This window comes from Xanthomonas sp. NCPPB 3218 (genome assembly GCF_056725185.1).
Window position 1 is genome coordinate 1,279,184 of the sequence record NZ_CM161516.1, and the last position, 26,304, is coordinate 1,305,487.

Consider the following 26,304-nt stretch of genomic DNA (forward strand, 5'->3'; position numbering starts at 1 on the left):
GGGTAGTGCGAATGGACAGCCGGGAATCAGGGATGACGTGGTCGGGCACGCGGCGCATGTTGCTGTGGGTGGTCTTGCTGGGCGTGGCGATCGGCGCGGTGGCGTGCAAGCGCAACGAAAGCGGCCAACTGCCTGCCGCCAGTGGCGAGGCGATCAAGGCCGACAAGCAGGCCATCACCGGTTTCGCGCTGGCGCGCGCCTATCCCGACCAGGCCAGCGATGGGCTATCGCTGGCGCTGGAATTCTCGCGGCCGTTGGTGGGGACGCAGGACTTTGATGCGCTGGTGCGTTTTGAGGAAAAAGTCGGCACCGGCGACAGCAGCTGGACCCTGTCCGACGACGGCAAGACGCTGCGCTACCCGTACGTGGAAGCGGCCAAGGACTACACCGTCCTGGTCGACGCCAACCTGCTGGCCGCCGATGGCAGCCGCCTGGGCAAGCCGCTCAAGCAGAAGGTCTACACCGGCGCGCTCAAGCCAGTGGCCGGGTTCGCTTCACAAGGCAGCGTGCTGCCGGCACGCGAGAGCCGCGGTCTGCCGGTGGTGTCGGTCAACGTACCGGAAGTGGACGTGGAGTTCCTGCGCGTGCGCGAGAAGTCGCTGCCCGCGTTCTTCCAGCAGTTCCAGCGCGGCGGTCGTCGCGGCAGCTGGGAGCTGGAGAGCGAATATACCGACAAGCAGCCGTTGTCCAAGCTGGCCGACCCGGTCTACGTCAATCGTTTCATTCTCGGCGGCAAGCAGAACGAGCGCGTGCTGACCTACCTGCCCACGCAGGACATCAAGGAACTGCAGGAGCCGGGCCTGTATTTTGCGGTGATGAAGCGTGCCGGCAGTTTCGACAATGGTTTCGACACCGCGTTCTTCACCGTCAGCGACATCGGCCTGCACACGCGCGCCTACAAGGACAAGCTGTTCGTGCACACCGCCTCGCTGCAGAGCGGCGAGCCGATCAAAAACGTGGAAGTGCGCGTCCTCGATGCCAAGGGCGAGCTGTTCCTCAAGGGTGCCACCGACGGCAACGGCAATGCGCTGCTCAACTACACGCTCGATGCCGGCCACGTGCTGGTGGCCCGCAGCAAGACCGATATCTCGGTGCTGCCGTTCAACCAGCCGGCGCTGGATTTGAGCGAATTCGCAGTGGCCGGGCGCGAGAGCGCCTGGTTCGACGTGTTCGCCTGGGCCGGCCGCGACCTGTATCGCCCTGGCGAGACCATGCGCGTGTCGGCGATCCTGCGCGACAACGACGGCAAGCCTACCAAGCCGCAGCCGGTGTTCCTGCGCCTCAAGCAGCCGGACGGCAAGACCTTCCGCGAGACCAAGCTGCAGCCGGGCGAGCAGGGCTATTTCGAATTCAGCCAGCAGATTCCGGCCGATGCGCCGACCGGCCGCTGGCAGGTGGAATTCCGCACCGATCCGGCCAGCAAGGACGCCGTGCAGGGGATGACCGTGCGCGTGGAAGAGTTCCTGCCCGAGCGCATGAAGCTGGATCTGGACAGCACCCAAAAGACCCTGAGCGCCGGCCAGCCGTTCACGCTGGTCGCCAATGCCGCGTACCTGTATGGCGCGCCGGCCGACGGCAACCGCTTCACCGCCAAGCTTGCGGTCAGCGTTGAGCAGCATCCGCTCGAGTCCTTGCCGGGCTGGTTCTTCGGCGACCCCACGCTGGAGCTGCCGCGCGACGCCAAGGACGTGATCGACACCGAGTTCGGCAGCGATGGCGTATTGCGCGAAGACATCGCGCTGCCTGCCGAAGCCAAGCCGGTCAGCACGATTGCGGCGGTGGTCTCGGGCAGCGTGTACGAGACCGGCGGGCGCACCGTCACCCGCAGCGTCAAGCGCGTGCTGTGGCCGGCCAAGGCGCTGGTCGGCGTGCGCCCCCTGTTCGACGACAAGGACGGCACCGACGCCAACGGCACCGCGCGCTTCGAAATCACCCGCGTGGATGCCGATGGCAAGCCGCAGCCGGCCAAGGGCCTGAAGGCCACGCTGGTGCGCGAGCTGCGCGACTACCACTGGAACTACACCGACGACCATTGGGATTACGACTTCACCCGCCGCTTCGAGAACAAGGACACGCGCACGCTCGACATCGCCGGCGGCAACGCCAAGCTCGAGGTCCCGGTGGAGTGGGGCGAGTACCGCCTGGATGTGTTCGACCCGTCCACCGGGCTGACCACGCGCTACCCGTTCCGCGCCGGCTGGAGCTGGAACGACGAAAACCGCGGCCTGGACGCGCGCCCGGACAAGGTCAAGCTGGCCTTGGACAAGACCGCCTATCGCGCCGGCGACACGCTCACCGTCACGTTGACCCCGCCGCATGCCGGCAAGGGCGTGCTGCTGGTGGAAAGCGACAAGCTGCTGTACGTGCAGGACATCGACGTCAAGCCGGGCAGCAGCTTCGAAATTCCGGTGACCGACGCGTGGGAACGCCACGATGTCTACGTCACCGCGTTGGTGTTCCGCGGCGGCAGTGCGCCGAGCAAGATCACCCCGGCGCGTGCGGTGGGCGTGGCGTATGTGCCGATGGATCGCAAGGCGCGACGCGTTGCGGTGGGCCTGGCTGCGCCCAAGCAGATGCGCCCCGAGCAGGCGTTGCCGGTGACGGTGAGCGTGCCGGAGCTGGCCGGCAAGGCGGCGCACGTGACCATCTCGGCGGTGGACGTGGGCATCCTCAACATCACCCGCTTCCCGGTGCCCGATGCCAACGCGCAGTTCTTCGCGCAGCGTCGTCTGGGCACCGATGCCTACGACATCTACGGCCGCGTGATCGAGAGCTTCGAAGGCGCCAGCGGCAAGCTCAAGTTCGGCGGCGACATGGCGCTGGAAGCCTTGCCGCAGGCCAAGCGCCCGACCGCGCGCGTGCAGACCGTGGACCTGTTCTCCGGCTCGGTGAAGCTCGATGCCAAGGGCAATGCGCGCGTGCAACTGCCGGTGCCGGATTTCAACGGCACGCTGCGGGTGTCGGCGTTGGTGTATTCGGATACGCGGTTCGGCAACCACGCGGTGGAAACCGTGGTGCGCGCCCCGATCCTGGCCGAGGCCAGCATGCCGCGCGTGATGGCGCCGGGCGACCGCAGCACGGTGACGCTGGATGTGCAGAACTTCACCGGCAAGCCGGGCGAGTTCAATGTGCGCGTGGACGGGATCGGCCCGCTGGCCATCGCCGAGGCGGCGCGCAGCGTCAAGCTTGGTGTGGATGCCAAGCAGACGCTGAGCTTCCCGCTGAGCGCCACCGAAGGCTATAGCGTGGCCAAGGTGCGCGTGCGTGTGGACGGCAACGGCTTCAAGGCCGACCGCAGTTACGACCTGCCGGTGCGTGCCGGCTGGCCGCAGGTGTTGCGTGCGCAGACGCGCGTGCTCGATCCGCTGGCGCCGATCACCCTGGACAGCGGCTTTGCCGATGGCCTGATGGCCGGCTCGGTGACCGCGCGCATGGTGGTCAGCCCGCTGCCGCCGATTCCGTTCGCCAGCGCCCTGCAGGGGGCGTTGGACTATCCGTATGGCTGCGCCGAGCAGACCACCAGCAAGGGTTACGCCGCGCTCTTGCTCGACGATGCCACCGCCAGGGCGCTGGGCACCAAGGGGCTGGAGGCGGCCAAGCGCCGCGAGCGCATGGAAGGCGCATTCGGTCGCCTGGCCTCGATGCAGATCGCCAGCGGGCATTTTTCGATGTGGGGCGACGACGGTTACGTCAATCCGGGCCTGACCCCGTACATCGCCGAGTTCCTGCTCGACGCCAAGGACGCCGGCTTTGCGGTGCCCGACAATGTGCTGCAGAAGGCGCTCAATCGGCTCAGCGAGGACCTGCTGTCCGGTGGCAACGAGTTCTACGGGCAGGACCGTCGCGATAGCCTGAAGTTCGCCAACCAGTCCTGGTCCGGCTATGTGCTGGCACGCGTCAACCGCGCGCCGCTGGGCACGCTGCGCGCGTTGTACGACAACCAGCGCGACAAGGCATTGACCGGCTTGTCGCTGGTGCATCTGGGCGCGGCATTGTCGCTGCAGGGCGACACCAAGCGTGGGCAGGCGGCGATCAAGGCGGGTTTTGCCAAGGACAGCAGCGAGCGCCCGCCGTACTTCGCCGATTACGGCAGCGCGATCCGCGACGATGCCTTGATGATGGCGCTGCTGCACGAGCGTGGCTTGTCCAAGCCCGAGTACGACACCCGCGCAGTGGCATTGGGCCGGGCGCTGGATGCACGCCGCGCCACCGGCTGGCTGTGGCTGAGCACGCAGGAGCAGGTGGCGCTGGCGCGCTTGGGCAAGGCCTTGATGGTCGGCCAGGGCAAGCAGGTGTCCGGCACCTTGACTGTTGGCGGCGAGACGCAGGAGATTGCGCCGGCACGCCTTTTCGGTCGCAGTTTCGACAGCGCCGCCCTGGCGCGCGGCGTGCAGTTCGCACCGCAGGGCGAGGCACCGATGTACGCCAGCCTGGAAGTGGCCGGCATCCCGCGCAGCGCGCCGGAGCCGGACACGCGCAACCTCAGCGTGGAGCGCAGCTGGTACACCACCGACGGTAAACCGTGGACCCCGCGTGCATTGAAGGAAGGCGAAGCGCTGATCGTGCGCGTCACCATCACCGCCAACAGCGACATGCCCGACGCGCTGCTGACCGACCTGCTGCCGGCCGGCCTGGAGATCGAGAACTTCAATCTCGGCGATGCCAAGCAATGGGCCGATGTGGTGGTGGACGGCATCGGCATCAGCGAGCGTTCCAGCGCCGCCGACGTCAAGCACGAAGAGTTCCGCGACGACCGCTATGTGGCCGCGCTGGCGCTGTCCTCGGGCAGCAAGGCGCAGCTGTATTACCTGGTGCGTGCAGTCACCCCGGGCACGTACACGGTGCCGCCATCGTTGGTGGAAGACATGTACCGCCCCGAGCTGCGCGGCGTGGGGCGCAGCACGCCAGCGACGATGACGGTGGTGCAGCCGTAGGGCGACAAAGTAGGAGCGCGCTCGCGCGCGATGGGGCGTTACCGGTAACGCCCCATCGCGCGCGAGCGCGCTCCTACGTCAACGCTTCTTCGCTTACGGCGGCATCGCTGCGCACTGTCTTTTCGATGCGATGTAAGCGACACGCAAGGATCGTTTGGAAGACGATTGCGCACCGTGGCTCGCTACCTGATCGCCAACCCACTGCGCGCCGAGCTGGTCGAGCGGGTCGGCGATTATCCATTCTGGGATGCAATCTAGCTGCCGTAGGAGCGTGCTTGCGTGCGATTGGGCATCACCTGGAAAGCCTCATCGCGCGCAGGCGCGCTCCTACGCCAGCGCTTCTTCGCTTACGGCGACATCGCTGCGCACTGTCTTTTCGATGCGATGCCAGCGACATGCAGGGGTCATTTTTGCTGGCTACGGTGGCGTGCTTTCTCACAGGCGCGGCATTCCCGCTGCGCGATCTCGGGATTCCATGCAGCGCTCCGATTCTTACCGTTTGCACTTGTCCGTTCTCGCCGTTGCCATTGCGGCGTGTTCGCCAGCTCCGCAGGCTTGCGCACACGAGTGGGCGGCTATTGCAGCCGATGACTTCGCTCAAACGTCTGTTGCGGCCATGACCGCGACCGCGGGCGCATCAGCGAGCGCAGCTACAACTACAGATGCACCTACAGCTAATAATGACGAGGCATCCACGCCCGAGGCTGAAGTTGCGACTGCAAGGCAACGTTCTCCATTGCCAGCAGATGCATCCGCTGATTCCATAGACCCTGCATCCCCTGCATCCCCTGCATCCCCTGCATCCCCTGCATCCCCTGCATCCCCTGCATCGGCACAAGGCGAGGCATCCACTAGCGACGCACCGGCCACCCCCACCAAAACCGGCGTGCAGACTCTTGATGCCATGCAGGTCACCGGCGTGCGCCGTGCCAATGCCGCTGCGGTGGAAAGCAAGCGCGCGGCAACCAATATCACCGATGTGATCAGCGCCACCGATGTGCGCGCCTTGCCCGACAGCACCATCGTCGAAGCGCTGCGCCGCGTGCCCGGTCTGTCGGTATTGCCGGCCACCGACAACGAGCATCCGCGCGACGAGGCCGCTACACCGGTACTGCGCGGCCTGGGCCCGTCCTACAACAACGTCACCATCGATGGGCTGACCATTGCCTCGCCCGGCACGCCGAACGGCACGCTCGGCTCGATCACCCGCGGCGTGCGTCTGGACCTGCTGCCGGCATCGATGGTCAGCGAGTTGCAGGTGGTCAAGACCTTCACGCCCGACCTAGACCCCAACGCAACGGGCGGGGCCATCAACCTCAAGACACGCAGCGCGTTCGAAAACGGCGGCAAGCCCTTCTTCAGTGCCGAAGCGGCGCTGGGCCACGCCAACGATGTCGGCAAGCCGCGCGATCAGGACGACCCGGGCTATCGCCTGAACGCCACCGGCAGCCGTACCTTCGGCAGCGAGCAGCAGTACGGGGTCACCCTGTCGGCCAACTACCAGACGCTGAGCAGCTACACCGAAACCCATATGACCACCGACACGGTGCATTACGGGTTCTACGACAACAACGGCGCGCTGCAGACCGGCGCCAATCTCGGCAATGGCTGGGCGGTGCCGCAGCAGGACAAGTACTGGTACGTGCAGAACCAGCGCGACCGCTATGGCGTCACCGGCAAGTTCGAAGTGCATCCCAGTGCCGCACTGGAAGCCTATGCAACGGCCGGCTACTACTATTTCAAGGACAACATGGAGCGCAACGAGGTCATCATCGACCCGCGCAACCGTGGCCAGGTGTTCAATCAGACCGCCAGCTCCGGCAGCTATCCCGGCGGCGACATCGAGGTGGGCTATTCCAACCAGATCGTGACCACGCGCACCAAGGTCGCGCAGTTGGGCACGATCTGGCGGCCCACCGATCGGCAACAGTTCTCCGCGCGCGGCGCGTGGTCGGATGCGACCTACGACGAGCCGATCCGCATGATCAAGTACGCCACCGGCATCACCCGCGCCGCACCGGTACCGGTGGGCCAGACCGGCAGCGGTGTGACCATCAATGCCACGCCCAACTACGCATTCAACTACGACACCTCCGGCTTCGATCAGCGCTTCGGGGTGTCGCCGCAGGCCTACAACGATCTGGGCAACTACAGCCTGTCGTACTGGCGCCCGGACTACAAACGCACCGCGGCCGATCGCATCCTGACCGGTCGGCTCGATTACGGCTTCAATCAGGGTGAAAGCGATCAAGGGATCGGCTTTGCAGCAGGCGTGTCGTACACCACCGACAAACCGTCCTACGACATCTATCGCGTCGAGTATCAACCCAATACCAGTGCGCCGGCATTCGGCCTGGCCGATGTGGCGGGCACCGGCCGGGCACCGATGCGCTACGCCGGCCTGAACCTGATCACCATCGATCCAGACAAGGCCAATCGCGCATTGGCTGCAACGCCGTTGAGCGCGTTCAACAGCACCGACCAGCAGGCCTTCAGCAATCAGGACAACTTCACCCATACCGAAAAGACCTTCGGCAGCTATGGCCTGGTCAGCTATCGCAGCGAGCGTTTCAATGTGCAGGGCGGTCTGCATTTCGACAGCACCAGGCTCGATACGGTCGGCCGCCAGCGGCAGCTGGATGCCGCGACCAACCGCTATGTGTATGTCGATAACCCGACCAGTGCCGATTACCACTATCTGCTGCCCTCGGCCATCATGACCTACCACCTGACAGATGCATTGGACCTGCGCGCCGGCGCAAGCCGTACGCTCGGCCGCCCGCCATACGATGCGTACGCGGCGCGCACCTCGATCGGCTTCGTCAACACGGCCGATGCCGGCAACCCGAATGCGCAAGGCGTCACCGTCACCATCGGCAACCCGGACATCAAGCCGCGCGTGTCCAACAACCTGGATCTGTCGCTGGAATGGCAACTGCCCGGCGATTTCGACGCGTTCGCGTCCACGGCCGTGTTCGACAAGCGCATCCAGGACGAGATCTTTACGCTGTCGCGCACCGACAGCTTCACCTTCGACGGCACCACTTACGCCAACGCGCTGATCAGCACGCCGGCCAATGCCGCCAAGGCGCGTATCCGCGGGGTGGAGTTCAACGGCATCGTCAACACCCTGGCGCCGATCGCACCGTGGCTGAGTGGGGTCGGTTTCAGTGCAAATTTTGCGGTGCTCGATGGCAGCCTGGATGTGCCCTACAGCGTTGGCAGCGGCAGCAATATGAGCCAGCGCGAGCGCAAGCTCGACAACCTGGTCGGGCAGCCCGACTACACCGCCAACGCCACGCTGTTCTACAACAGCGGCGGGCTGGAGCTGCGCGCGGCCTACAATCGCCAGGGCAAGGCCTTGCGTGCCATCGTCAGCAATATCGACTGGCAGGACCTGTATTGGTCGCCGCGTTCGCAGCTGGATTTCACCGCGACCTATGCGATCAGCAAACAGCTCGGCCTGATCGGCCAGGTCAGCAACCTCACCCACAGCCGCATCACCAGCGTGACCGGCCCCGGGCAGAACCTGCTCAAGGACAGCTATTCGGTGCCTACGACGTATTGGTTCGGTCTGCGCTTTACGCCGACGTTCTAGGCGCGGCGAGGCTGGCATGACGAGTAGAGCCCAGGTAGGTGCGTGCAGTGCGTGGAAATCAAGATGTGCACCTGGCTGATGCCATGCCGTGTGCCGACCGCGCTCACCTGACGGTAGCGCAATGGTTCTGTTAATTCCTTCATAGTGGAGTTGTTCGATGAGCTTACGTACTGCCGCCACCGTCGCGGCCATGCTGTGCGCGGCACTGGCCAACCATGCGGGCGCGGCGCCCACCGGCGTGGCCGCAATCCAGGCCCGGCTGATCAATCCTGACGGCGGCATCGTGGTGGTGGCTCATCGCGGTTGCCATGCGCCTGCGCCTGATCATGGTTTCAAGGCCAGCGCACCGGAGAACTCGCTGGCCGCGCTGGAGCGCTGCATCGCCATCGGTGCCGACGTGATGGAGACCGATGTGCGGCGCGCCGCCGACGGCACCCTGGTGATGCTGCACGACGCCACCGTGGACCGCACCACCGACGGTACCGGCAAGCTGTCCGAGCTGACCTTGGCCGACCTGCAAAAATTGCGGCTGCGCAGCGACGAAGGTGGCGCGCAGGCGCCGCTGACCGATCAACGCGTGGTCACGCTCGAGCAGATGCTGGCCAGGTCCAAGGGCCACATCCTGCTCAACCTGGACGTCAAGGATGCGATCTACGTGCAGGTGGTCGATGCGGTTGCCCGTGCCGGCATGCAGCACCAGGTGATCGTCAAGGCCGAAGCCGGCATCGCCACGCCGCCCCTGGCGGCGATGCTGCCGTTCGACAAGGTGTATTTCTTTCCGATCCTGATCAACGCCCATGGCACTGCCGACCTGGCCGCGATCGCCACTGCGCAGACACGCAACGCGCATCCGGTCGCGTTCGAGCTGCCCAAGATGTCGGCAGCGCGATTGCCCGCGTTGGTTGCAGTGAGCAAGGCACACAAGGTGCGGCTGATGGTCAACTCGCTGTGGGAAGGCTTCATCGCCGGCTACGGCGGCGACGCCGACGCCGAGCGCGATCCCGACAAGGTGTGGGGCCGCCTGTACCGCGAGGGCGTTTCGATCATCCAGACCGATGCGCCGGAAGCCTTGCTGCATTATCGCGCGTCGCTGGAGCAGCGGTGAGCGTCGCGTTGCATCACCGCATGCAGCTGGCATGCGACGGGAGCGGATGTCGCCGCGCAATGTGATCCGTGGAACTGCGGCGGTGGTGTTGCCGTTATAGTCAGCGTTCGTTTGCACGCAAGGGCGTCTGCATGCCGCTCGATACATCCCTGCGCCGACTCACGCCGCATGTCGTCTGGTTGTTGGTGCTGCTGGTCGCGCTGCAGGTGCGCGATGTGGCCAAGGCCCTTGGTTTTCCAATCCTGAAAATTCCGGTGCCTTACGGCGGTGGGATTCTCGACAATCTGCTCAGCGTAGTGGTCGTGCTCGTCGCAGCGGCGTTGCTGCGTCCTGGCATGCCAGGCGAGCTCGCGGCGCGTCTGGGGTTGCGTTGGAACGGCTTGCGCGGCCCGGCGCTGACGTTGCTGGCCACACTGCCGTGTTGGCTGGGGCTGTGGACGCAGTCCAGCTCGGTCGGTACCGACGATCTGCTTGGCCTGCTCTGGTTGGCACTGCTGTTTCCGCTAGCGGAAGAAATCGTGTTTCGCGGTTTCGGCTTCGTCTTTGCCTGCCGTGCGCTGGCCTGGCGTCCGGCAATCGCCGCGCTGGTGCAGGCGGTTGTGTTTGGCGGTGTGCATTGGCTCGGGGCCGGCGGTGGAGGTGGCGAGGCGTTGTTGATCTTCGCCATTACCGGAATCGGTGCGCTGCTGTTTGCCATCGTGGACGCGCAGGATGGCTACACGATCTGGAGCGGCTGGGTGTTGCATGTCTCGCTCAACGCGGCCTGGACGGTCTTTGCGGTCTCCGATTCGGCGGCCAGCGGCTGGCTCGGCATTGCGTTGCGCCTGTCTGCGGTATTCCTGGCGATGGGGTTGCTGCGGCTGTTCGTAAGGCCGCGTCGCTCGCCGCACGCGGACGTGGTGGGCTAGCGCACCTGTCGTCGCGCAAGCAGGAGCGTCCAGTCACGTTGATCGCTCAACGCCGCAGCTTGCCGCGCGCGATGGTGGCCGAAATGCGTTTTGCCCTGCATCCTTGGCAGGATGGATGAGCAGCAGCACGCGCAGGCAAGGATCGACCAGACGCAGGAACGCGTCGCTGGCAAGGAGGGTGTGGCCCGGCGTGGCCGGCGCTGGTTGACGGGGCTACGCTGGAGCGCAGTGGCCCTGTTGTCTGCGGTGTTGCTGCTGGACCTGGCCTTCCCACTGCCACTGCCCAGATCACGGGACACCTCCACGCTGGTGGTGGCACGCGATGGCACGCCGCTGCGCGCGTTCGCCGACCGCAACGGGGTGTGGCGTTATCCGGCCAGCCCGCAGAGTGTGTCGCCGCTGTACCTGCAGGCATTGCTGAACTACGAGGACCGCTGGTTCTGGCGCCATCCCGGAGTCAACCCGTGGGGCCTGTTGCGTGCCGGCGGGCAATGGATCGGGCAGGGGCACATCGTCTCCGGCGGTTCGACCTTGACCATGCAGGTGGCGCGCATCCTCGACCCGCATACGCGCACGCCGTGGGGCAAGGCCAAGCAGCTGCTGCGCGCGCTGCAGCTGGAAGCGCACCTGAGCAAGCGCGAGATTCTGACGCTGTATCTGGAGCGCGCGCCCTATGGCGGCACCATCGAAGGCGTGGAAGCGGCCAGCTGGGCGTACCTGGGCAAGCCGGCCAAGGCCTTGTCGCAGGCCGAAGCTGCGTTGCTGGCGGTGTTGCCGCAATCGCCCAGCCGCCTGCGCCCGGATCGCCATCCCGAAGCAGCGCAACGCGCGCGCGACAAGGTGCTCGATCGCATGGTGGAGCTGGGCGTGTGGTCGCGCGCGCAGGTGGACGATGCGCGGATCGAGCCGGTGGTGACGCGTTCGCTCAAACCGCCGTTGCATGCGGCGCTGCTCGCGCAGCGGTTGCACAGCGCGCAACCGCGCGCGCCACGCATCGTGACCACGCTGGATGTGGAGCTGCAGCGCACCCTGGAAGAACGCGTCACCACATACTTTTCGCAGCTGCCCGAGCGCACCTCTGCGGCATTGCTGGTGGTGGACAACACCACCATGGAAGCGCGCGCGTATGTGGGCTCGGCCAGCTTCGGCGATCGCAAGCGGCTGGGGCATGTGGACATGGTGCAGGCCTGGCGCTCGCCCGGTTCCACACTCAAGCCGTTCCTGTACGGCATGGCGTTGGACGATGGGTTGATCCACTCCGAAAGCCTGTTGGTGGATGCGCCGCAGAGTTTTGGCAGCTACCGGCCCGGCAATTTCGATGCGGCCTTCAATGGGCCGGTGAGCGCGGCGACGGCGTTGCGGTTGTCGCTGAACGTGCCGGCGGTGGACCTGCTCGACCGGATCGGCCCGGCGCGGTTTGCTGCGCGGCTGTCCAATGCCGGGATCGAGCTGCGCTTTGCGCACGGCAGCGTGCCCAATCTGGCGTTGATCCTGGGTGGCACAGGCGCGCAATTGCAGGAACTGGTCGGCGCATTCGCAGCGCTCAATCGCGGCGGCATCGCCGGGCGTGTGCGCTATACGCCGGACGATCCGCGCATCGAGCGCCGGCTGATGTCGCCGGGTGCGGCCTGGATCGTGCGCGAGATCCTGCAAAGCAATCCACGCCCCGGGTACGGCAGCGGCACCTTCGACACCGCCACGCGCCCGGGCGTGGCCTGGAAGACCGGCACCAGCTACGGCTACCGCGATGCCTGGGCGATCGGCGGCACGCGTCGCTACACGGTCGGGGTGTGGGTGGGGCGTCCGGACGGTACGCCGCTGCCGGGCCAGTACGGCGCCGTCACCGCGCTGCCGCTGATGTTCGAAGTCATCGATGCCTTGCCGCGCAGCGCCGGCGATAGCGCGCCGGTGCCGATGCCAGCCACCGTGCAGGCGCTGGACATCTGCTGGCCGCTCGGCGGCGCGGCCGATCAGACACCACCGGCACAATGCGCACGCCGCGCCGACGCCTACGTGCTCGATGGCGCAGTGCCTCCCACCTTTGCCGAGCGCGATGCGCGGCTATGGCAAAGCGGGCAGCTGCATTTCGATGTGGATGCGCGCAGTGGCCAGCGGCTGTCGCAGGAGTGCAGCCAGGCGCATGAGCGCGTGCCGCATGCAGTGGCGCGCTGGCCGGCATTGGTGTCGCCCTGGCTCAGCACAGCCGAGCGCAATGCTGCGCAGCTGCCGCCACTTGCGGCGGACTGTCTGCCCGATGGGCGCATGACCGGTGGCGGCGTGCTGCGTATCGACGGGCTGAGCGATCGCGCCACGCTGGCGCGTGCCAACGCTACCTCGCGTCCGGTGCGCCTGCAACTGCGTGCCCTGGGCAGCGACGCGCGCATCGACTGGTTGCTGGATGGCCGCTGGATCGCACAGACCAACGGACGCCAGGGATTTCAGCGCGAATTTGCCGAGGTCGGCACGCATACGCTCACCGCAATGGCCAGCGATGGTGCCTGGACGCAGCTGCGCTTTCGCGTATTGCGCTGACCGCGCACGTGCTGCGCCCGACCAGTGCAAACACCCGTAGGAGCGCACCTGGGCGCGATGAAGCGTTACAGGGAATGCCCCGTCGCGCCCGGGTGCGCTCCTACCGCCGCAGGCAACCACACAGCATCCTGCGGCATAGAAAACAGACAGGGCGCTCGAGGCGCCCTGTCTGCTTAAATCATCGAGCCGATTTCAACTTTCAACATCACGGTGAATGTCGATACCGATCATCGATCGCAACGCATCGCTGCATTGCAATCGCTCGGCTCACTCGCCGATCCAGCCCTCCAGCAGGTCCGCAAATTCGTCGGCGTGCTCTTCTTCCTGGGCCAGGATGTCTTCCAGGATGCGCTTGGTGGTGGTGTCCTTGTCGCCGATGAAATCGATCATCTCGCGGTAGCTGTCGATGGCGATGCGCTCGGCGATCAGGTTTTCCTTGACCATGTCGCGCAGGTCGCTGCCTTCCTTGTATTCGGCATGCGAGCGCTTGGTCAGCGTGTCCGGGTTGAGGTCCGGTTCGCCGCCCAGCTGCACAATGCGCTCGGCGAGCCTGTGCGCGTGCGCCTGTTCCTGCTGCGCATGCTCCAGGAACTCGCCCTTGACCGCGTCGGCAAGCATGCCCTTGGCCATGAAATAGTGGCGGTAATACCGCAGGGTGCACACGTATTCGGTGGCCAGTGCGGTGTTGAGCAGATCGATCACCGCCTCGCGGTCGGCGTGGTAGCTCTCGGTGATGGCACCGTCTTCGATGCTCTGGCGTGCGCGGCTGCGCAAGGTGGCGGTATCGGTGATGCCGTCGGGGAGTTGCTTGGCTGGCTGGTTAGACATGGCTGGCCGGTTTCCTTCTGAGTGGTTGGGGGGAATCAATGCATCAATCGGGCAGGTGCTGCAGTACGTAATCGGCGGCGGACACCTTGAATTCGCCGGGTTCTTCGACGAACAAGGCCTTGACCACGGCGTCGTCGGCATACAGTGCGTAGCGGCGCGAGCGCAGGCCCATGCCCGAGCCGCTGGCGTCGATCTCCAGGCCCAGTGCGCGGGCCAGTTCGGCGTTGCCGTCGGGCAGCAGGTGCAGGCCGTCGGGGATCAGCTGGCTGCGGCCCCAGGCCTGCATCACGAACGGGTCGTTGACCGCGGTGCACAGCACTTCGATGCCGCGTTTGCGGAATGCGTCGAAGTGCTCCACATAGCCCGGCAGGTGCTTGGCCGAGCAGGTCGGGGTAAAGGCGCCCGGCACCGCGAACAGCAGCACCTTGCGGCCGGCGAACAGGCTGTGGGTGTCCACCGCCTCGATGCCCTCGCGCAGGCGCTTGAGCACGACTTCGGGAATGCGGTCACCAACGTGGATGGTCATGGGGCGGGGCTCCTGCGGCTGAACGAAGTCTAGAAAGGGGCGAGGGAAAAGCGCGTCAACGCGCTTGAAATCCACAGCGGCACGCCTATCTGACGCACATGGCCGGCGCAACGGCGCGCGCCGCGGCAGCCGGCCCCTCACCCAACCTTTTGGAGGCTCGCAATGAACATCGTTCGTTATCCCCAGTGGCCCACCCATGCGCTGCAAAACGAGATCAAGCACGTGTTCGACCGTTTCTTCGAGCAGAACGGCGACACCGACGAATCGGCAGTGGTGACCGCGCAGTGGGTGCCGCGCGTGGACATCAAGGAAGAAGCCAACCACTTCGTGCTGTATGCCGACCTGCCGGGCATCGACCCCGCCCAGATCGAGGTGCAGATGGACAAGGGCATCCTGTCGATCAAGGGCGAGCGCAAGGGCGAGTCCAGCACCGAGACCGAGCGCTTCTCGCGCATCGAACGCCGCTACGGCAGCTTCCACCGCCGCTTCGCGCTGCCCGACAGTGCCGACCCCGACGGCATCACCGCGACCGGGCACAACGGTGTGCTGGAAATCCGCATCCCCAAGCGCCCGGCGGCCACCCCGCGCCGCATCCAGGTCGGCAACGGCCAGGACCCGGCCGGCAATACGGTGCAGTAAGGCAGCAAAACCTGGAGCGGAGCGGCATGCTTCGCTTCCCGGCGGCAACCGCACCGTAGAATAGGTGCGGTTGCCTGCCCGGCTGCGATATGACTGGCTCGTGGCCTCGGCTGCGGGCCGTTTTTTTCAGAGGTGATTAGATGGAATTCAAGGATTACTACGCAACGCTGGGCGTGGAGCCCAGCGCGGGCGATGCGGAGATCAAGACCGCCTACCGCCGGCTGGCGCGCAAGTACCACCCCGACGTCAGCAAGGAGGCCGGTGCCGAAGACAAGTTCAAGGCGATCAACGAAGCCTACGAGGCGCTGCGCGACCCGGCCAAGCGCAAGGCCTACGACCAGCTCAAGGCGCAGGGCTTCCGCCCGGGCGACGAGTTCCAGGCCCCGCCCAGCTACGGCGGTGGGCAGGGCTACGACTACGAGGAAGTGTTCGGCAACGGCGGCGCCGGTGGCGGCTTCAGCGATTTCTTCGAAAGCCTGTTCGCCGGCCAGCGCGGCGGCCGTCCGCGTGGTCCGGGCGCCGGCCCTGGTGCAGGCGCGGGTCCGCAGGCGCGCGGGGATACCCGCGCCAAGCTGACGGTGCCGTTGGAAGCGGTGTATGCGGGCGACAGCGTGCGCATCACCATCAACGGTAAGCAGCTGGATGTGCGCGTGCCCAAGGGCGTGCAGCCCGGCCAGGTGATCCGCCTGAGCGGGCAGGGCAATGGCGGCGGCAACCTGCTGCTGGAGATCGAATACGCCGCGCACCCGCAGTTCGAGGTGGACGGGCGCAACATCCTGTACACCCTGCAGGTCATGCCCTGGCAGGCGGCACTGGGCACCACCATCAGCGTGCCGACCCTGGGCGGGTCGGTGGAGTTGAAGGTGCCGGCCGACTCGGACGCCGGGCGCAAGCTGCGCCTGCGCGGCCGTGGCCTGCCGGGCGCCACGCCGGGCGACCAGATCGTGGAGCTGGAAATCCTGGCCCCGGCCCCCACCGACGATGCGCAGAAGAAGGCCTACCGCAACCTGGCCAAGGCGTTCGGCGAATCGGTGTAGGCCGCGTGGGTCGAGCGGGAACTGGGTGAGGGTTCGGCAGGCAGGTGGTGCGCCAGTGGACGTCGATTTGCGGCGTTGAATCGCCGCCGTCCCCTCATCTGGCGCTTTGCGCCACCTTCTCCGGGTGGGAGAAGGGAGCAGCCGACATTTTCGAGGGAGGGATCGCGGTAGGGGTTCGGCGGACGAGCGGTGCACCAGTCAGCGTCGATCTGCGGCATTGGATCTCTGCCGTCCCCTCATCCGGCGCTTTGCGCTACCTTCTCCCGATGGGAGAAGGGACCAATTGCCTCTCCTGTGGTGAGGGATTGAGGGCGGGGCAGCATGCACGCGATGCAGCGGTGAACGACCTTCTGCGACGTTGTTGAATCCAGTTGCCCCCTGTGCAACGTAGTACGCGTTGCACAGCACAACAGCAACGCGTCACCGGATCGCACATCGCAACAGCATCGCCGGGCGCACCGCCTGGCCTGCTACCGAAAGCGCGGCCGGCGCACTACACTCGCCGCGCACACTAGGGGAAACACATGGCACGCATTCTGATCGTCGACGACTCGCCGTCGCAGCTGCTGGGGATTCAGCGCATCGTCGAGAAGCTGGGGCACGAAACCATCACCGCAACCGATGGTGCCGCCGGCGTGGAAGCGGCCAAGTCCTCGTTGCCGGATCTGGTGCTGATGGATGTGGTGATGCCCAACCTCAACGGCTTCCAGGCCACGCGCACGCTCAAGCGCGAGCCGACCACCCAGCACATCCCGGTGATCCTGGTGACCACCAAGGACCAGGACACCGATCGCATGTGGGGCATGCGCCAGGGCGCACGCGCCTACATCACCAAGCCGTTCTCCGAAGACGAGTTGCTGGAAGTGATGGAGCGCGTGTTCAACCAGAAAGACTAACCGCCGACCGTCTAAGCGCGCCGACGAGGTGCGACCGGGGCGCGGGTTCGCTCCGCAGTGCGACAAGCCGGCGCTGACCGCGGCTGGCGCGATCGACGAAGGCCTGCCTGATCCAGCTTCGCGCAGCGTGGAATCGGCAGACCGGCTGGCGCCGCGCGCCCGCGCGCATCACGCGACCACCGGCAGCAACACGCATCGAAGGCCGCTCACCTCCAGCCTTGCCTGACTCCCGTGCCAAGGTCAGCACACGCGCGCCTTTCCGGCCCCCGGGACCGCGTCGACACGCGCCTGGACCGGACCGGGCCCTGCTGTCGCCCGATGCGTCGCCGCCCGATCCACCCCAGCGGCTAAACCGGGATGTGCCAATCGGGGCCTTTCAAAACGGTCGGTCTGCCCCATCTAGTAGAATCATCGAATCACACAACACGGCGGCACTGCGGGACTGGCCCGCACAGCCCCTCGATCATGGAGCGTGCATGGCCTGGAACACACCCGGCAACAAGGGCGGAGACGGCCCGGACCCCAACCGTCGCAGGTCCTGGGGCCCGCGCGGTGGTGGCAACGGTGGTGGCTGGGGCAATCTGCCCGCACCGTTGAAGGAGCTGTTCGATGGCGGCGTGGGGCGCTGGATACTGGTCGCGGTGGTGCTGATGGTGCTGTTCTCCAGCTTCCAGCTCATCGGCGAGCAGCAGCGCGGCGTGGTGCTGCGCTTCGGCCAGTTCTCGCGCATCCTGCAGCCCGGCCCCAACTTCAAGCTGCCCTGGCCGGTCGAGTCGGTGCGCAAGGTCAACGCCACCGAGATCAAGACCTTCAGCAACCAGGTGCCGGTGCTGACCCGCGACGAGAACATCGTCAACGTCTCGCTCAACGTGCAGTACCAGATCAGCGATCCGCGCAAGTACCTGTTCGGTTCGCGCAATGCCGACCTGGTGCTGGAGCAGGCCGCGCAAAGCGCCGTGCGTGAGCAGGTGGGTCGTTCCGACCTCAATACCGTGCTCAACAATCGCGGCCCGCTGGCCATCGCCTCCAAGGACCGCCTGCAGGCGGCACTGGACGCCTACAACACAGGGCTGTCCGTTACCGGTGTGACCCTGCCGGACGCGCGTCCGCCGGAAGAAGTGAAGCCGGCCTTCGACGAGGTCAACGGCGCCCAGCAGGTGCGCGAGCGCCTGATCAACGAAGCCCAGGCCTACGCCGCCAAGGTGGTGCCCGAGGCACGCGGCCAGGGTGCGCGCACCCGGACCGGCGCCGAAGGCTACAAGCAGGCGGTGATCTCCAAGGCCGAGGGCGACGCCGATCGCTTCACGCTGTTGCAGGAGCAGTACGCCAACGCTCCCGAGGTCACGCGCAAGCGCCTGTGGCTGGAAACCGTGCAGAAGGTGCTGTCGGAGAACCGCAAGGTGATCGGCAGCGATGGCCGCCAGGTCATCTATGTGCCGCTGCCGGCCGACGCCAGCAAGTCCGCCAGCAACAGCGGCACTGCGGGCAACGGCAGCATGCCGTCGATGGTGCCGCAGGATGTGCTGTTGAATCCGCCGCAAACCAGTGGCGGCAGCGAGGGCATCCGCAATCCGGAGCGCGGCCCGCGCCCGACCGGCCGTGAGGGAACCGAATAATGAAGAATTCGCTAGTCATCGGCCTGATCGTCGCCGTGTTGCTGACCCTGATGGGCTCGGTGTTCGTGGTGCGCGAGGACCAGACCGCCATGGTGCTCAACCTGGGCCGCGTGGTGCGTGCCGACCTCAAGCCCGGCCTGCACTTCAAGATCCCGGTGGTGGAATCGGTGCGCGTGTTCGATCGCCGCTTCCAGGTGCTGGACACCGCCCCGGCGCGCTACTTCACCGCCGAGCAAAAAGACGTCAGCGTGGACTTCTTCGCCATCGGCTACATCTCCGATGTGCGGGCGTTCTATCGCGCCACCGGTGGTGAGGAGTCGGTCGCCAATTCGCGCCTGGCCCCGATCATCACCGATTCGCTGCGCAACCAGATCAACTCGCGCACCCTGCAGCAGTTGGTCTCCGGCGACCGCAGCGAGTTGATCGCCAACCAGCTCAAGGGCATCAACGGCGCGATCAAGGGCCTGGGCATGCAGATCACCGACCTGCGCATCAAGCAGATCGACCTGCCGACCGACAGCCAGGTGATCACCGACGTCTACGAGCGCATGCGCGCCCAGCGCAAGCAGGAAGCCAGCAAGCTGCGCGCCGAAGGCGAGGAGCAGGCCCTGACCATCCGTGCCCAGGCCGACCGCGAGTCCACCGTGATCGTGGCCGACGCCGAGCGCGATGCGCAGAAGCTGCGCGGCGAAGGCGATGCCGACGCCGCCCGCATCTACGGCCAGGCCGGTGCCAAGGATCCGTCGTTCTACGCGTTCTATCGCAGCCTGGAGGCGTACCGCGGCTCCATGACCGACGGCAACGGCGTGGTGGTGCTGGACAAGAACGACCCGTTCCTGCAGTACCTCAAGAGCGATCGTTGATCGCTCTGCGCTGAATCGACAACGCCCGCGGAATGCGGGCGTTGTCGTATGTGCCTGTCACTGCCGTCCCCCCCACCGTAGGAGCGCACCCGGGCGCGACGGGCATGCCCGGTAAGGCAATCGCGCCCAGGTGCGCTCCTACGCAGGGCGTGCGTCAGCCGATGGATGGGGCGCACGATTGGTGGTGTGACGCTGGTGCTAGGCGCGATTGCACTGTGGATCGTGCGTCACTGAGTGGGTCCATTCCGACCGCAACGGGCAGCGTAGGAGCGCACCTGGGCGCGACGGCGTTACCGGTAATGCCGGTCGCGCCCTGGTGCGCTCCTACGAGCCATTGGGATTGTCGCGACGGGATCTCCCGGGCTAGGGGCCGGCAGCGCTCGGAGCACCGTGTAACCGACGGCCAGCCGCAATCTGACCCGCGCCCGGTCCGCCGGCCGCCAGGGGTAGTGCACGTCACCGGAAACCCGGATAATGCACAAAAGCCGGCCGGGCACGCTCACACAGGGCACCTCGTTCGGCTTTTTCCGTGTCAGGGCTTCACGCGCCGCTGCAACGCTCCCCGATGGAGCCGCGCGCCAGGCGGCTCCGCCAGCCGTGAACCGGTCCCATCCCGCGGCCCCGATGGCCGCAGCAAAACTCAGGAGTTCACCCGTCATGGGTCAGTCAGTTGTCGTGCTCGGTGCCCAGTGGGGCGATGAAGGCAAAGGCAAGATCGTCGATCTGCTTACCGAAGAGATCGGTGCGGTGGTCCGCTTCCAGGGTGGCCACAATGCCGGCCACACGCTCGTCATCAACGGCAAGAAGACCGTCTTGCATCTGATTCCGTCCGGCATCCTGCGCGACGACGCGCTGTGCCTGATCGGCAATGGCGTGGTGATCTCTCCGGCCGCGCTGATCAAGGAAATCAGCGAGCTGGAAGGTGCCGGCGTGGAAGTGCGCTCGCGCCTGAAGATCTCCCCGGCCGCGCCGTTGATCATGCCGTACCACATCGCCCTGGATCAGGCCCGCGAGAAGGCCGCCGGCGGCAAGGCCATCGGCACCACCGGCCGCGGTATCGGCCCGGCGTACGAAGACAAGGTCGCCCGCCGCGGTATCCGCATCGCCGACCTGCATTACCCGCCGCAGCTGGAAGAGCTGCTGCGCACCGCGCTGGATTACCACAACTTCGTGCTGACCAAGTACCTGGGCGTGGAAGCGGTGGACTTCCAGAAGACCTTCGACGAAGCGCTGGCCTTCGGCGACTACGTGCAGCCGATGAAGTCGGACGTGGCCGGCATTCTGCATGACCTGCGCAAGCAGGGTAAGCGCGTGCTGTTCGAAGGCGCGCAGGGCGCGCTGCTGGACATCGACCACGGCACCTATCCGTACGTCACCAGCTCCAACACCACCGTGGGCGGCGCACTGGCCGGCACCGGCGTGGGCGCCGATGCGATCGACTACGTGCTGGGCATCGCCAAGGCCTACGCCACCCGCGTGGGCGGCGGCCCGTTCCCGACCGAGCTGGACGACGAAGTGGGCCAGGGCATCCGCGACCGCGGTGCCGAGTACGGTGCTTCCACCGGCCGCCCGCGCCGCTGCGGCTGGATGGACATCGTCGCGCTCAAGCGTGCGGTGGCCATCAACGGCATCTCCGGGCTGTGCATCACCAAGCTCGACGTGCTCGACGGCATGGAAAAGCTCAAGGTCTGCATCGCCTACGAATACCGCGGCAAGCGTACCGAATACGCCCCGCTGGACGCGCAGGGCTGGGAAGAGTGCACCCCGGTGTACCTGGAGTTCCCGGGCTGGACCGAAAACACCCACGGCATCACCGAGTGGGACAAGCTGCCGGTGGCCGCGCGTGCCTACCTGCGCGCGCTGGAAGAACTGGCCGGCTGCCCGATCTCGATCGTCTCCACCGGCCCGGATCGTGACCACACGATGGTGCTGCAGGATCCGTTCGCCTGATCGGCTGACGCCAGACGCGGCATCGTCCAACGGCCCGGCTTGTCCGGGCCGTTGGCATTTGAGGATTGCTGAGATTTGCCATGACTTCCGGCGGTGCCTGCGCGCACCGTTCCGGCGGATCATCCGCGGCCTGGCGCCGCTTGCCTGCCCACTTCGCCCACATCGAGAATTTCCCATGCGTCTTCCCCTGGTGACCGCCATCGCACTGGCCCTGCTCGGTACAAGTCCGGCTGCCTGCGTGCTCGCCGCCGCGCCCGCGCCGACGAGCGCCGCCGCCTCGTCCATCACCACCCAGTTGCCGCGCACGGCCAAGCCCACGCATTACGCGGTGGAGATCACGCCGCATGCCGACAAGATGACGTTCGACGGCAAGGTCGCCATCGACGTCAGCGTGCTGCAGGCCACCGACCGCATCGTGTTGCAGGCCGCCAACCTGAGCTTGGCGCGGGGCACGCTCACGCAAAAGGGCGGCAAGCCGCAAGCTGCCAAGGTCAGCACCGATGCCGAGGCGCAAACCGCCACGTTCGCGTTCGACAAGCCGCTGGCAGTGGGCGAGTACGTGCTGTCCATCGACTACAGCGGCGTGATCAACACACAGGCCAACGGCTTGTTCGCGCTGGATTACACCACCGCGCAAGGTGCGCGCCGCGCGTTGTTCACCCAGTTCGAAAACTCCGATGCGCGCCGCTTCATTCCCTCCTGGGACGAGCCCAACTTCAAGGCCACCTTCGACCTGGCGATCAATGCGCCGGCCGGGCAGATGGCGGTGAGCAACATGCCGGTGGCCTCATCCAAGCCGGGCGCAAACGGGCGCACCCGCATCGCGTTCCAGACCTCGCCCAAGATGTCCACGTACCTGCTGTTCGTCAGCGTGGGCGATTTCGAGCGTGCCACCGTCACCGCCGACAACGGCACCGAGATCGGCGTGATCGCGCAGAAGGGCAAGGTGGGCCAGGCGCAGTTCGCGCTGGAATCCGGCCGCGACGTGCTGCACGAATACAACGCCTACTTCGGCATCCCGTACCCGCTACCCAAGCTGGACAACATCGCCGCGCCCGGGCGCAGCCAGTTCTTCAGCGCCATGGAAAACTGGGGCGCGATCTTCACCTTCGAATACTCGTTGTTGCTGGATCCGGCGGTGGCCAACATCGACACCAAGCAAGGCGTGTTCACCGTGGCCGCGCATGAGATCGCGCACCAGTGGTTCGGCAACCTGGTGACCATGGCGTGGTGGGACGACCTGTGGCTCAACGAAGGCTTCGCCAACTGGATGGAGGCGCGCACCACGGCAAAACTGCATCCGGAATGGGATATCGACAAGACCGGCCCGGCGCTGAAAAGCCGCGCGGCGATGCGGCGCGATGCGTATGCGACCACCCACCCGGTGGTGCAGCACGTGGCCACCGTGGAGCAGGCCAGCCAGGCCTTCGACGCCATCACCTACCAGAAGGGCGAGGCGGTGATTGCCATGCTGGAAGACTACGTCGGCTCGGACCACTGGCGCACCGGCGTGCGCAGCTATATCAAGCAGCACCAGTACGGCAACGCGGTGACCGACCAGTTGTGGCAGCAGATCGACGCGGTGGCCCCGGGCAAGCAATTCACCCAGGTGGCGCACGACTTCACCCTGCAGCCGGGCGTGCCGTTGATCAAGGCCACCAGCCGTTGCGTCGGCGGCCAGACCGCGGTGACGCTGGAGCAGGGCGAGTTCACGCTGGACCGCCCCGACAAGCAGCCGTTGCACTGGCATGTGCCGGTCGTCCTGCGCAGCGGCAATGGCGCGCCGGTGCGCGTGCTGGTAGACGGCACCGCCCAGGTGCAGGTGCCCGGCTGCGACGCACCGGTGGTGGTCAATGCCGGGCAAAAGGGTTACTTCCGCACCTGGTATGCGCCCGCGCAGTTCAAGGCGCTGACCGACAGGTTTGGACTGCTGCCGGTGGTGGACCAGGTGGGTGTGTTGAACGACACCAACGCACTGGCCGGTGCCGGCGTGCAGGCACAGGCCGACGTGCTGGATCTCACCGCCCAGGTGGCGGCAGGTGCATCGCCCGATGTCTGGGACATGGTGGCCAGCATCTACGACGATGTGGATGGCAGCTTCGAGCGCGACCCGGCTGCGCGCGCCACGTGGCGTGCCTATGCCGTGCCGCGGCTGGCGGCCGAATTCGCAACGCTGGGCTGGGACGAGCGCGCTGGCGATTCGGCGCAGATCCAGCAGTTGCGTACCCGCCTGATCGCCACCCTCAGCGACATGGGCGATGCCGCCGTGATCGCCGAGGCGCGCCGGCGCTTTGCCGCCTTCCAGGCCAACCCTGCCTCGCTGTCGCCGGAGCTGCGCGACAGCGTGCTGGGCGCGGTTGCGCACAATGCCGACGCCGCCACCTGGGACGCCTTGCATGCCTTGGCCAGGCAGGAAACCTCGTCGATGGTGCGCGACACCTATTACGACTTCCTCTCCATGCCCAACAACGAGGCACTGGCCAGGCGCGCGCTGGAACTGGCGTTGACAGCCGAGCCGGGCGCCACCACCGGTGCGAGCATGATCGACCGGGTCGCTTCCCGGCACCCGGAGCTTGCCTTCGACTTCGCGGTGGCGCATCGCACGCAGGTGGACACCCTGGTGGACTCCACCTCGCGTGCCCGCTACTACCCCGGCCTGGGCATGGACTCGGCCGAGCTTGCCACGGCCGACCGGATCAAGGCCTATGCCGAGCAGTACATCGCGCCGACCTCGCGGCAGGCCGCAGACAACGCCGTCAACACGATCCAGACGCGGGTGAAGCTGCGGGCGGCGTCGCTGCCGCAGATCAAGGCATGGTTGAAGGCGCGCAAGCGCTGAGCGTTGCGGTCATCGCAGCACAGGAAACAGCCCGGTCTTGCCGGGCTTTTTCTTTGCCGCGCCGGCAGTCACCTGGAGGTGGGAGCGAGGCCGCCGAGCAGCGTGATGCCGGCATCGTGGCGTCCGGGAAGACCATCGCCTGGGACGACATGCGTGGCTATCTGGAAAAGCGCATGGCCGGCGAGCCGGCAAAGCGTCCCACGGCCCGCAAACCAGCCCGGTAGCATGGCGCGTATCGCGCTGGCACCGGAGGTTGCATAGGATCTTGAGCAGATCTTCGACCAGCTCCAGCGCCATGAGGCCGCACATGTCGCAGCACGCCTGTACGAGGTCATTGCGGCAATCGGTGCGCTGGAAACCAATCCGCTGATCGGCCGGCCGGCGGCGACAAGTGCGAACTGGCGATCGGTCACGGCGCGCACGGCAATCTGGCGCTGTACTGCCATGTCGCGCAGATCGCCATGGTGTTTGTGCTGGCCGTTCGCTCGCAACGTGAGGCGGGCTTTGCGGGGCCGTGATGTCGGCAGTTCCCTGATCGCTGCAGCCGGTGTCCCTGTTATTCGATGCACTGCCACCCGACCCGCACAAGCCGGTGCTGGAGATCGTCGCGCGCCACGCCGACGTTGCCAACCGGTATCGCCTGCACGCCATAGCCCAAGAAGCCGCCGCAATGCCTCGCCACCCGCCTAGCGCCGTTATCCCATGCGCATCGACGCACTCTCACGCTGCCGGTTGTCCGCCTCCTGCTGCTGGCTCTGTGCCAACGCCTGCTGGCGATCGGTACTGGCGACTTCCAGTCGCTGCAGCGACTGCTCCACCGGCGTCTGCACGGCCACGTCGGTCGGCATGTGGGCGCGCAGGTGCGTCGGGTTGTTCAACTCGCCCTGCACCACAAACACATTGCGGCCGGCCGGGCTGTCGGTCGTCTGCTCGCTCAGTACCACGTGGTCGGCCCGGTCCAGGTTGTTCTGGCGGGCGAGGGTCATCACGCTGGCGATGAGGCGCTCGCTGTTCTCGTCTGGTGTGCGCCCGGCTTGCGCATCGATCGCGTTCACGCCTGCGCGCACCTGCTGCAGCAATGCGTAGTCCCGGTGCTCAGGGCCGATATCGGCGAGTTTGGTGGGCGGCTGCATCCGATCGGGCAGCCCGTCGACCGATACCGTGAGCGGGCTGCGGGTAATGGAGCGGTGCGAATCGTCTTCATGGAACTGCGTGGCTTTCTGCTGCCGTTCCAGACGCACGGCGCGGGCATCGTCGAGTTCGGCGATACGGCCGGGATTTGTTTCTTCGCGCATGGAAAGATGCCCACCGCCTGCGCTGACGTTCACCCATTTCTGCTCTTTTTCAAAGTACATCGCGTAGAAGCTGTTGCTGCCGATGACGTTGGGGTCGACGGCTGAGCGGCCTTCCAGCATCTGGATCGCCTCGGTGGTGCCGAGCTTGGCCAGGTACTGGCTGCCGGCCGCCAGTCCCATCTGCGCAAAGGTCTCGTAGCCCGTGTTCCTGATACGGGCAGCGCCGCCGTACTCGTTGTCGAGCATGTTGGTCCAGATCTGTTCCAGCTTTTGGGGACCGCTTTTTTCCAGGGCCGCTTGCAGGAGGACGCGTGGGGTCCAGCAGTTGGGGTCGAGCTCATGGTCCAGGAAGGCTTGATCGTGTGCCCGCATGACATCAGCACCAGGCAAATTCTGCGCTAGGTCCGGACGGTGTTCGCTCATCCAGTATTGCCTGGCTTCAAGATCCTTTTTGAGGAGGGTTTGCCCAAACGCTTCCCACTGCCTCTCGCTCAGGTTCGCGTTGGCAAAGTGAGAGCCGTTATCGTGCTGTGTCCTGGCATAATTCTGTGCGTAACTATTTGCAACCTGACCGGGCAAGCTATCGTTACGCACCACGCCCAGTGCCAGTGTCCCGTAGCCATCTGCACCATCTAGCTGCGAAAGATAATTCCAGTACAGCTCGCGGTTGCCCGCGTCCGCATAGCTGGAAAGAATCTTGAGGTCCTGCTCTTTCAATCCGCTCATGTCCTGCTCCTT

Annotated in this window: 16 protein-coding genes and 1 pseudogene; 13 read left to right on the top strand and 4 right to left on the bottom strand. The window is 66.1% G+C overall.

Features of this window, described 5'->3' with window-relative positions:
* Positions 1 to 32: 32 nt before the first annotated feature.
* The 6 genes and pseudogenes from AC1PLS_RS05655 (at position 33) to pbpC (ending at position 13,077) form a co-directional block, all read left to right on the top strand.
* The gene (locus AC1PLS_RS05655) at positions 33 to 4,934 is read left to right on the top strand and encodes an alpha-2-macroglobulin family protein (RefSeq protein WP_184431925.1); all 4,902 of its coding nucleotides are present in this window, start codon (positions 33 to 35) and stop codon (positions 4,932 to 4,934) included.
* A gap of 165 nt (positions 4,935 to 5,099) precedes the next feature.
* Positions 5,100 to 5,192: pseudogene (locus AC1PLS_RS05660) on the top strand (REP-associated tyrosine transposase); the annotation flags it as partial.
* Positions 5,193 to 5,409: 217 nt separating this feature from the next.
* Entirely contained in the window at positions 5,410 to 8,532 is a 3,123-nt protein-coding gene (locus tag AC1PLS_RS05665; protein WP_481104271.1) for a TonB-dependent receptor, read from the top strand.
* A gap of 157 nt (positions 8,533 to 8,689) precedes the next feature.
* On the top strand, positions 8,690 to 9,637 hold the full coding sequence (locus AC1PLS_RS05670) for a glycerophosphodiester phosphodiesterase family protein (RefSeq protein WP_184431921.1): 948 nt from the start codon (positions 8,690 to 8,692) through the stop codon (positions 9,635 to 9,637).
* Positions 9,638 to 9,768: 131 nt separating this feature from the next.
* On the top strand, positions 9,769 to 10,545 hold the full coding sequence (locus AC1PLS_RS05675) for a CPBP family glutamic-type intramembrane protease (protein ID WP_184431919.1): 777 nt from the start codon (positions 9,769 to 9,771) through the stop codon (positions 10,543 to 10,545).
* A 111-nt stretch (positions 10,546 to 10,656) separates the two neighbouring features.
* Positions 10,657 to 13,077 carry a penicillin-binding protein 1C gene (pbpC, locus tag AC1PLS_RS05680; RefSeq protein ID WP_481104272.1) on the top strand — a complete coding sequence of 807 codons (2,421 nt, stop codon included), beginning with the start codon at positions 10,657 to 10,659 and terminating at the stop codon, positions 13,075 to 13,077.
* A gap of 267 nt (positions 13,078 to 13,344) precedes the next feature.
* Here pbpC and AC1PLS_RS05685 read toward each other — a convergent pair whose 3' ends face one another.
* On the bottom strand, positions 13,345 to 13,905 hold the full coding sequence (locus AC1PLS_RS05685; protein ID WP_481104273.1) for a ferritin-like domain-containing protein: 561 nt from the start codon (positions 13,903 to 13,905) through the stop codon (positions 13,345 to 13,347).
* A 43-nt stretch (positions 13,906 to 13,948) separates the two neighbouring features.
* The gene (locus tag AC1PLS_RS05690; RefSeq protein WP_016903926.1) at positions 13,949 to 14,431 is read right to left on the bottom strand and encodes a peroxiredoxin; all 483 of its coding nucleotides are present in this window, start codon (positions 14,429 to 14,431) and stop codon (positions 13,949 to 13,951) included.
* A 162-nt stretch (positions 14,432 to 14,593) separates the two neighbouring features.
* Here AC1PLS_RS05690 and AC1PLS_RS05695 point away from each other — a divergent pair, with 162 nt between their 5' ends.
* The 7 genes from AC1PLS_RS05695 (at position 14,594) to AC1PLS_RS05725 (ending at position 24,271) form a co-directional block, all read left to right on the top strand.
* Positions 14,594 to 15,070: an Hsp20/alpha crystallin family protein gene (locus AC1PLS_RS05695; RefSeq protein ID WP_039510602.1), complete on the top strand. Its 477-nt coding sequence runs from the start codon at positions 14,594 to 14,596 to the stop codon at positions 15,068 to 15,070.
* 140 nt (positions 15,071 to 15,210) lie between these two features.
* Positions 15,211 to 16,107: a DnaJ C-terminal domain-containing protein gene (locus AC1PLS_RS05700; RefSeq protein ID WP_481104274.1), complete on the top strand. Its 897-nt coding sequence runs from the start codon at positions 15,211 to 15,213 to the stop codon at positions 16,105 to 16,107.
* Between the two features lie 524 nt (positions 16,108 to 16,631).
* Positions 16,632 to 17,003 (top strand): twitching motility response regulator PilH, encoded by a 372-nt coding sequence (gene pilH, locus AC1PLS_RS05705; RefSeq protein WP_184431914.1) that lies wholly within the window; start codon positions 16,632 to 16,634, stop codon positions 17,001 to 17,003.
* Between the two features lie 476 nt (positions 17,004 to 17,479).
* On the top strand, positions 17,480 to 18,619 hold the full coding sequence (gene hflK, locus AC1PLS_RS05710; protein WP_024938600.1) for an FtsH protease activity modulator HflK: 1,140 nt from the start codon (positions 17,480 to 17,482) through the stop codon (positions 18,617 to 18,619).
* Positions 18,619 to 19,482, top strand: a complete 864-nt coding sequence (hflC, locus tag AC1PLS_RS05715) for a protease modulator HflC (protein WP_039523939.1) — start codon at positions 18,619 to 18,621, stop codon at positions 19,480 to 19,482. Before hflK ends, hflC begins: the two co-directional genes overlap by 1 nt.
* Positions 19,483 to 20,139: 657 nt before the next feature.
* Positions 20,140 to 21,432: an adenylosuccinate synthase gene (locus AC1PLS_RS05720; RefSeq protein WP_024938603.1), complete on the top strand. Its 1,293-nt coding sequence runs from the start codon at positions 20,140 to 20,142 to the stop codon at positions 21,430 to 21,432.
* A gap of 175 nt (positions 21,433 to 21,607) precedes the next feature.
* Positions 21,608 to 24,271: a M1 family metallopeptidase gene (locus tag AC1PLS_RS05725; protein WP_481104275.1), complete on the top strand. Its 2,664-nt coding sequence runs from the start codon at positions 21,608 to 21,610 to the stop codon at positions 24,269 to 24,271.
* Between the two features lie 68 nt (positions 24,272 to 24,339).
* Here AC1PLS_RS05725 and AC1PLS_RS05730 read toward each other — a convergent pair whose 3' ends face one another.
* Positions 24,340 to 24,717, bottom strand: coding sequence for a hypothetical protein (locus AC1PLS_RS05730; RefSeq protein WP_481104276.1), 378 nt, complete (start codon positions 24,715 to 24,717; stop codon positions 24,340 to 24,342).
* Positions 24,718 to 24,966: 249 nt separating this feature from the next.
* Complete coding sequence (locus tag AC1PLS_RS05735; protein ID WP_184431909.1) at positions 24,967 to 26,292, bottom strand: Smlt3024 family type IV secretion system effector; 1,326 nt, start codon at positions 26,290 to 26,292, stop codon at positions 24,967 to 24,969.
* Positions 26,293 to 26,304 lie beyond the last annotated feature (12 nt).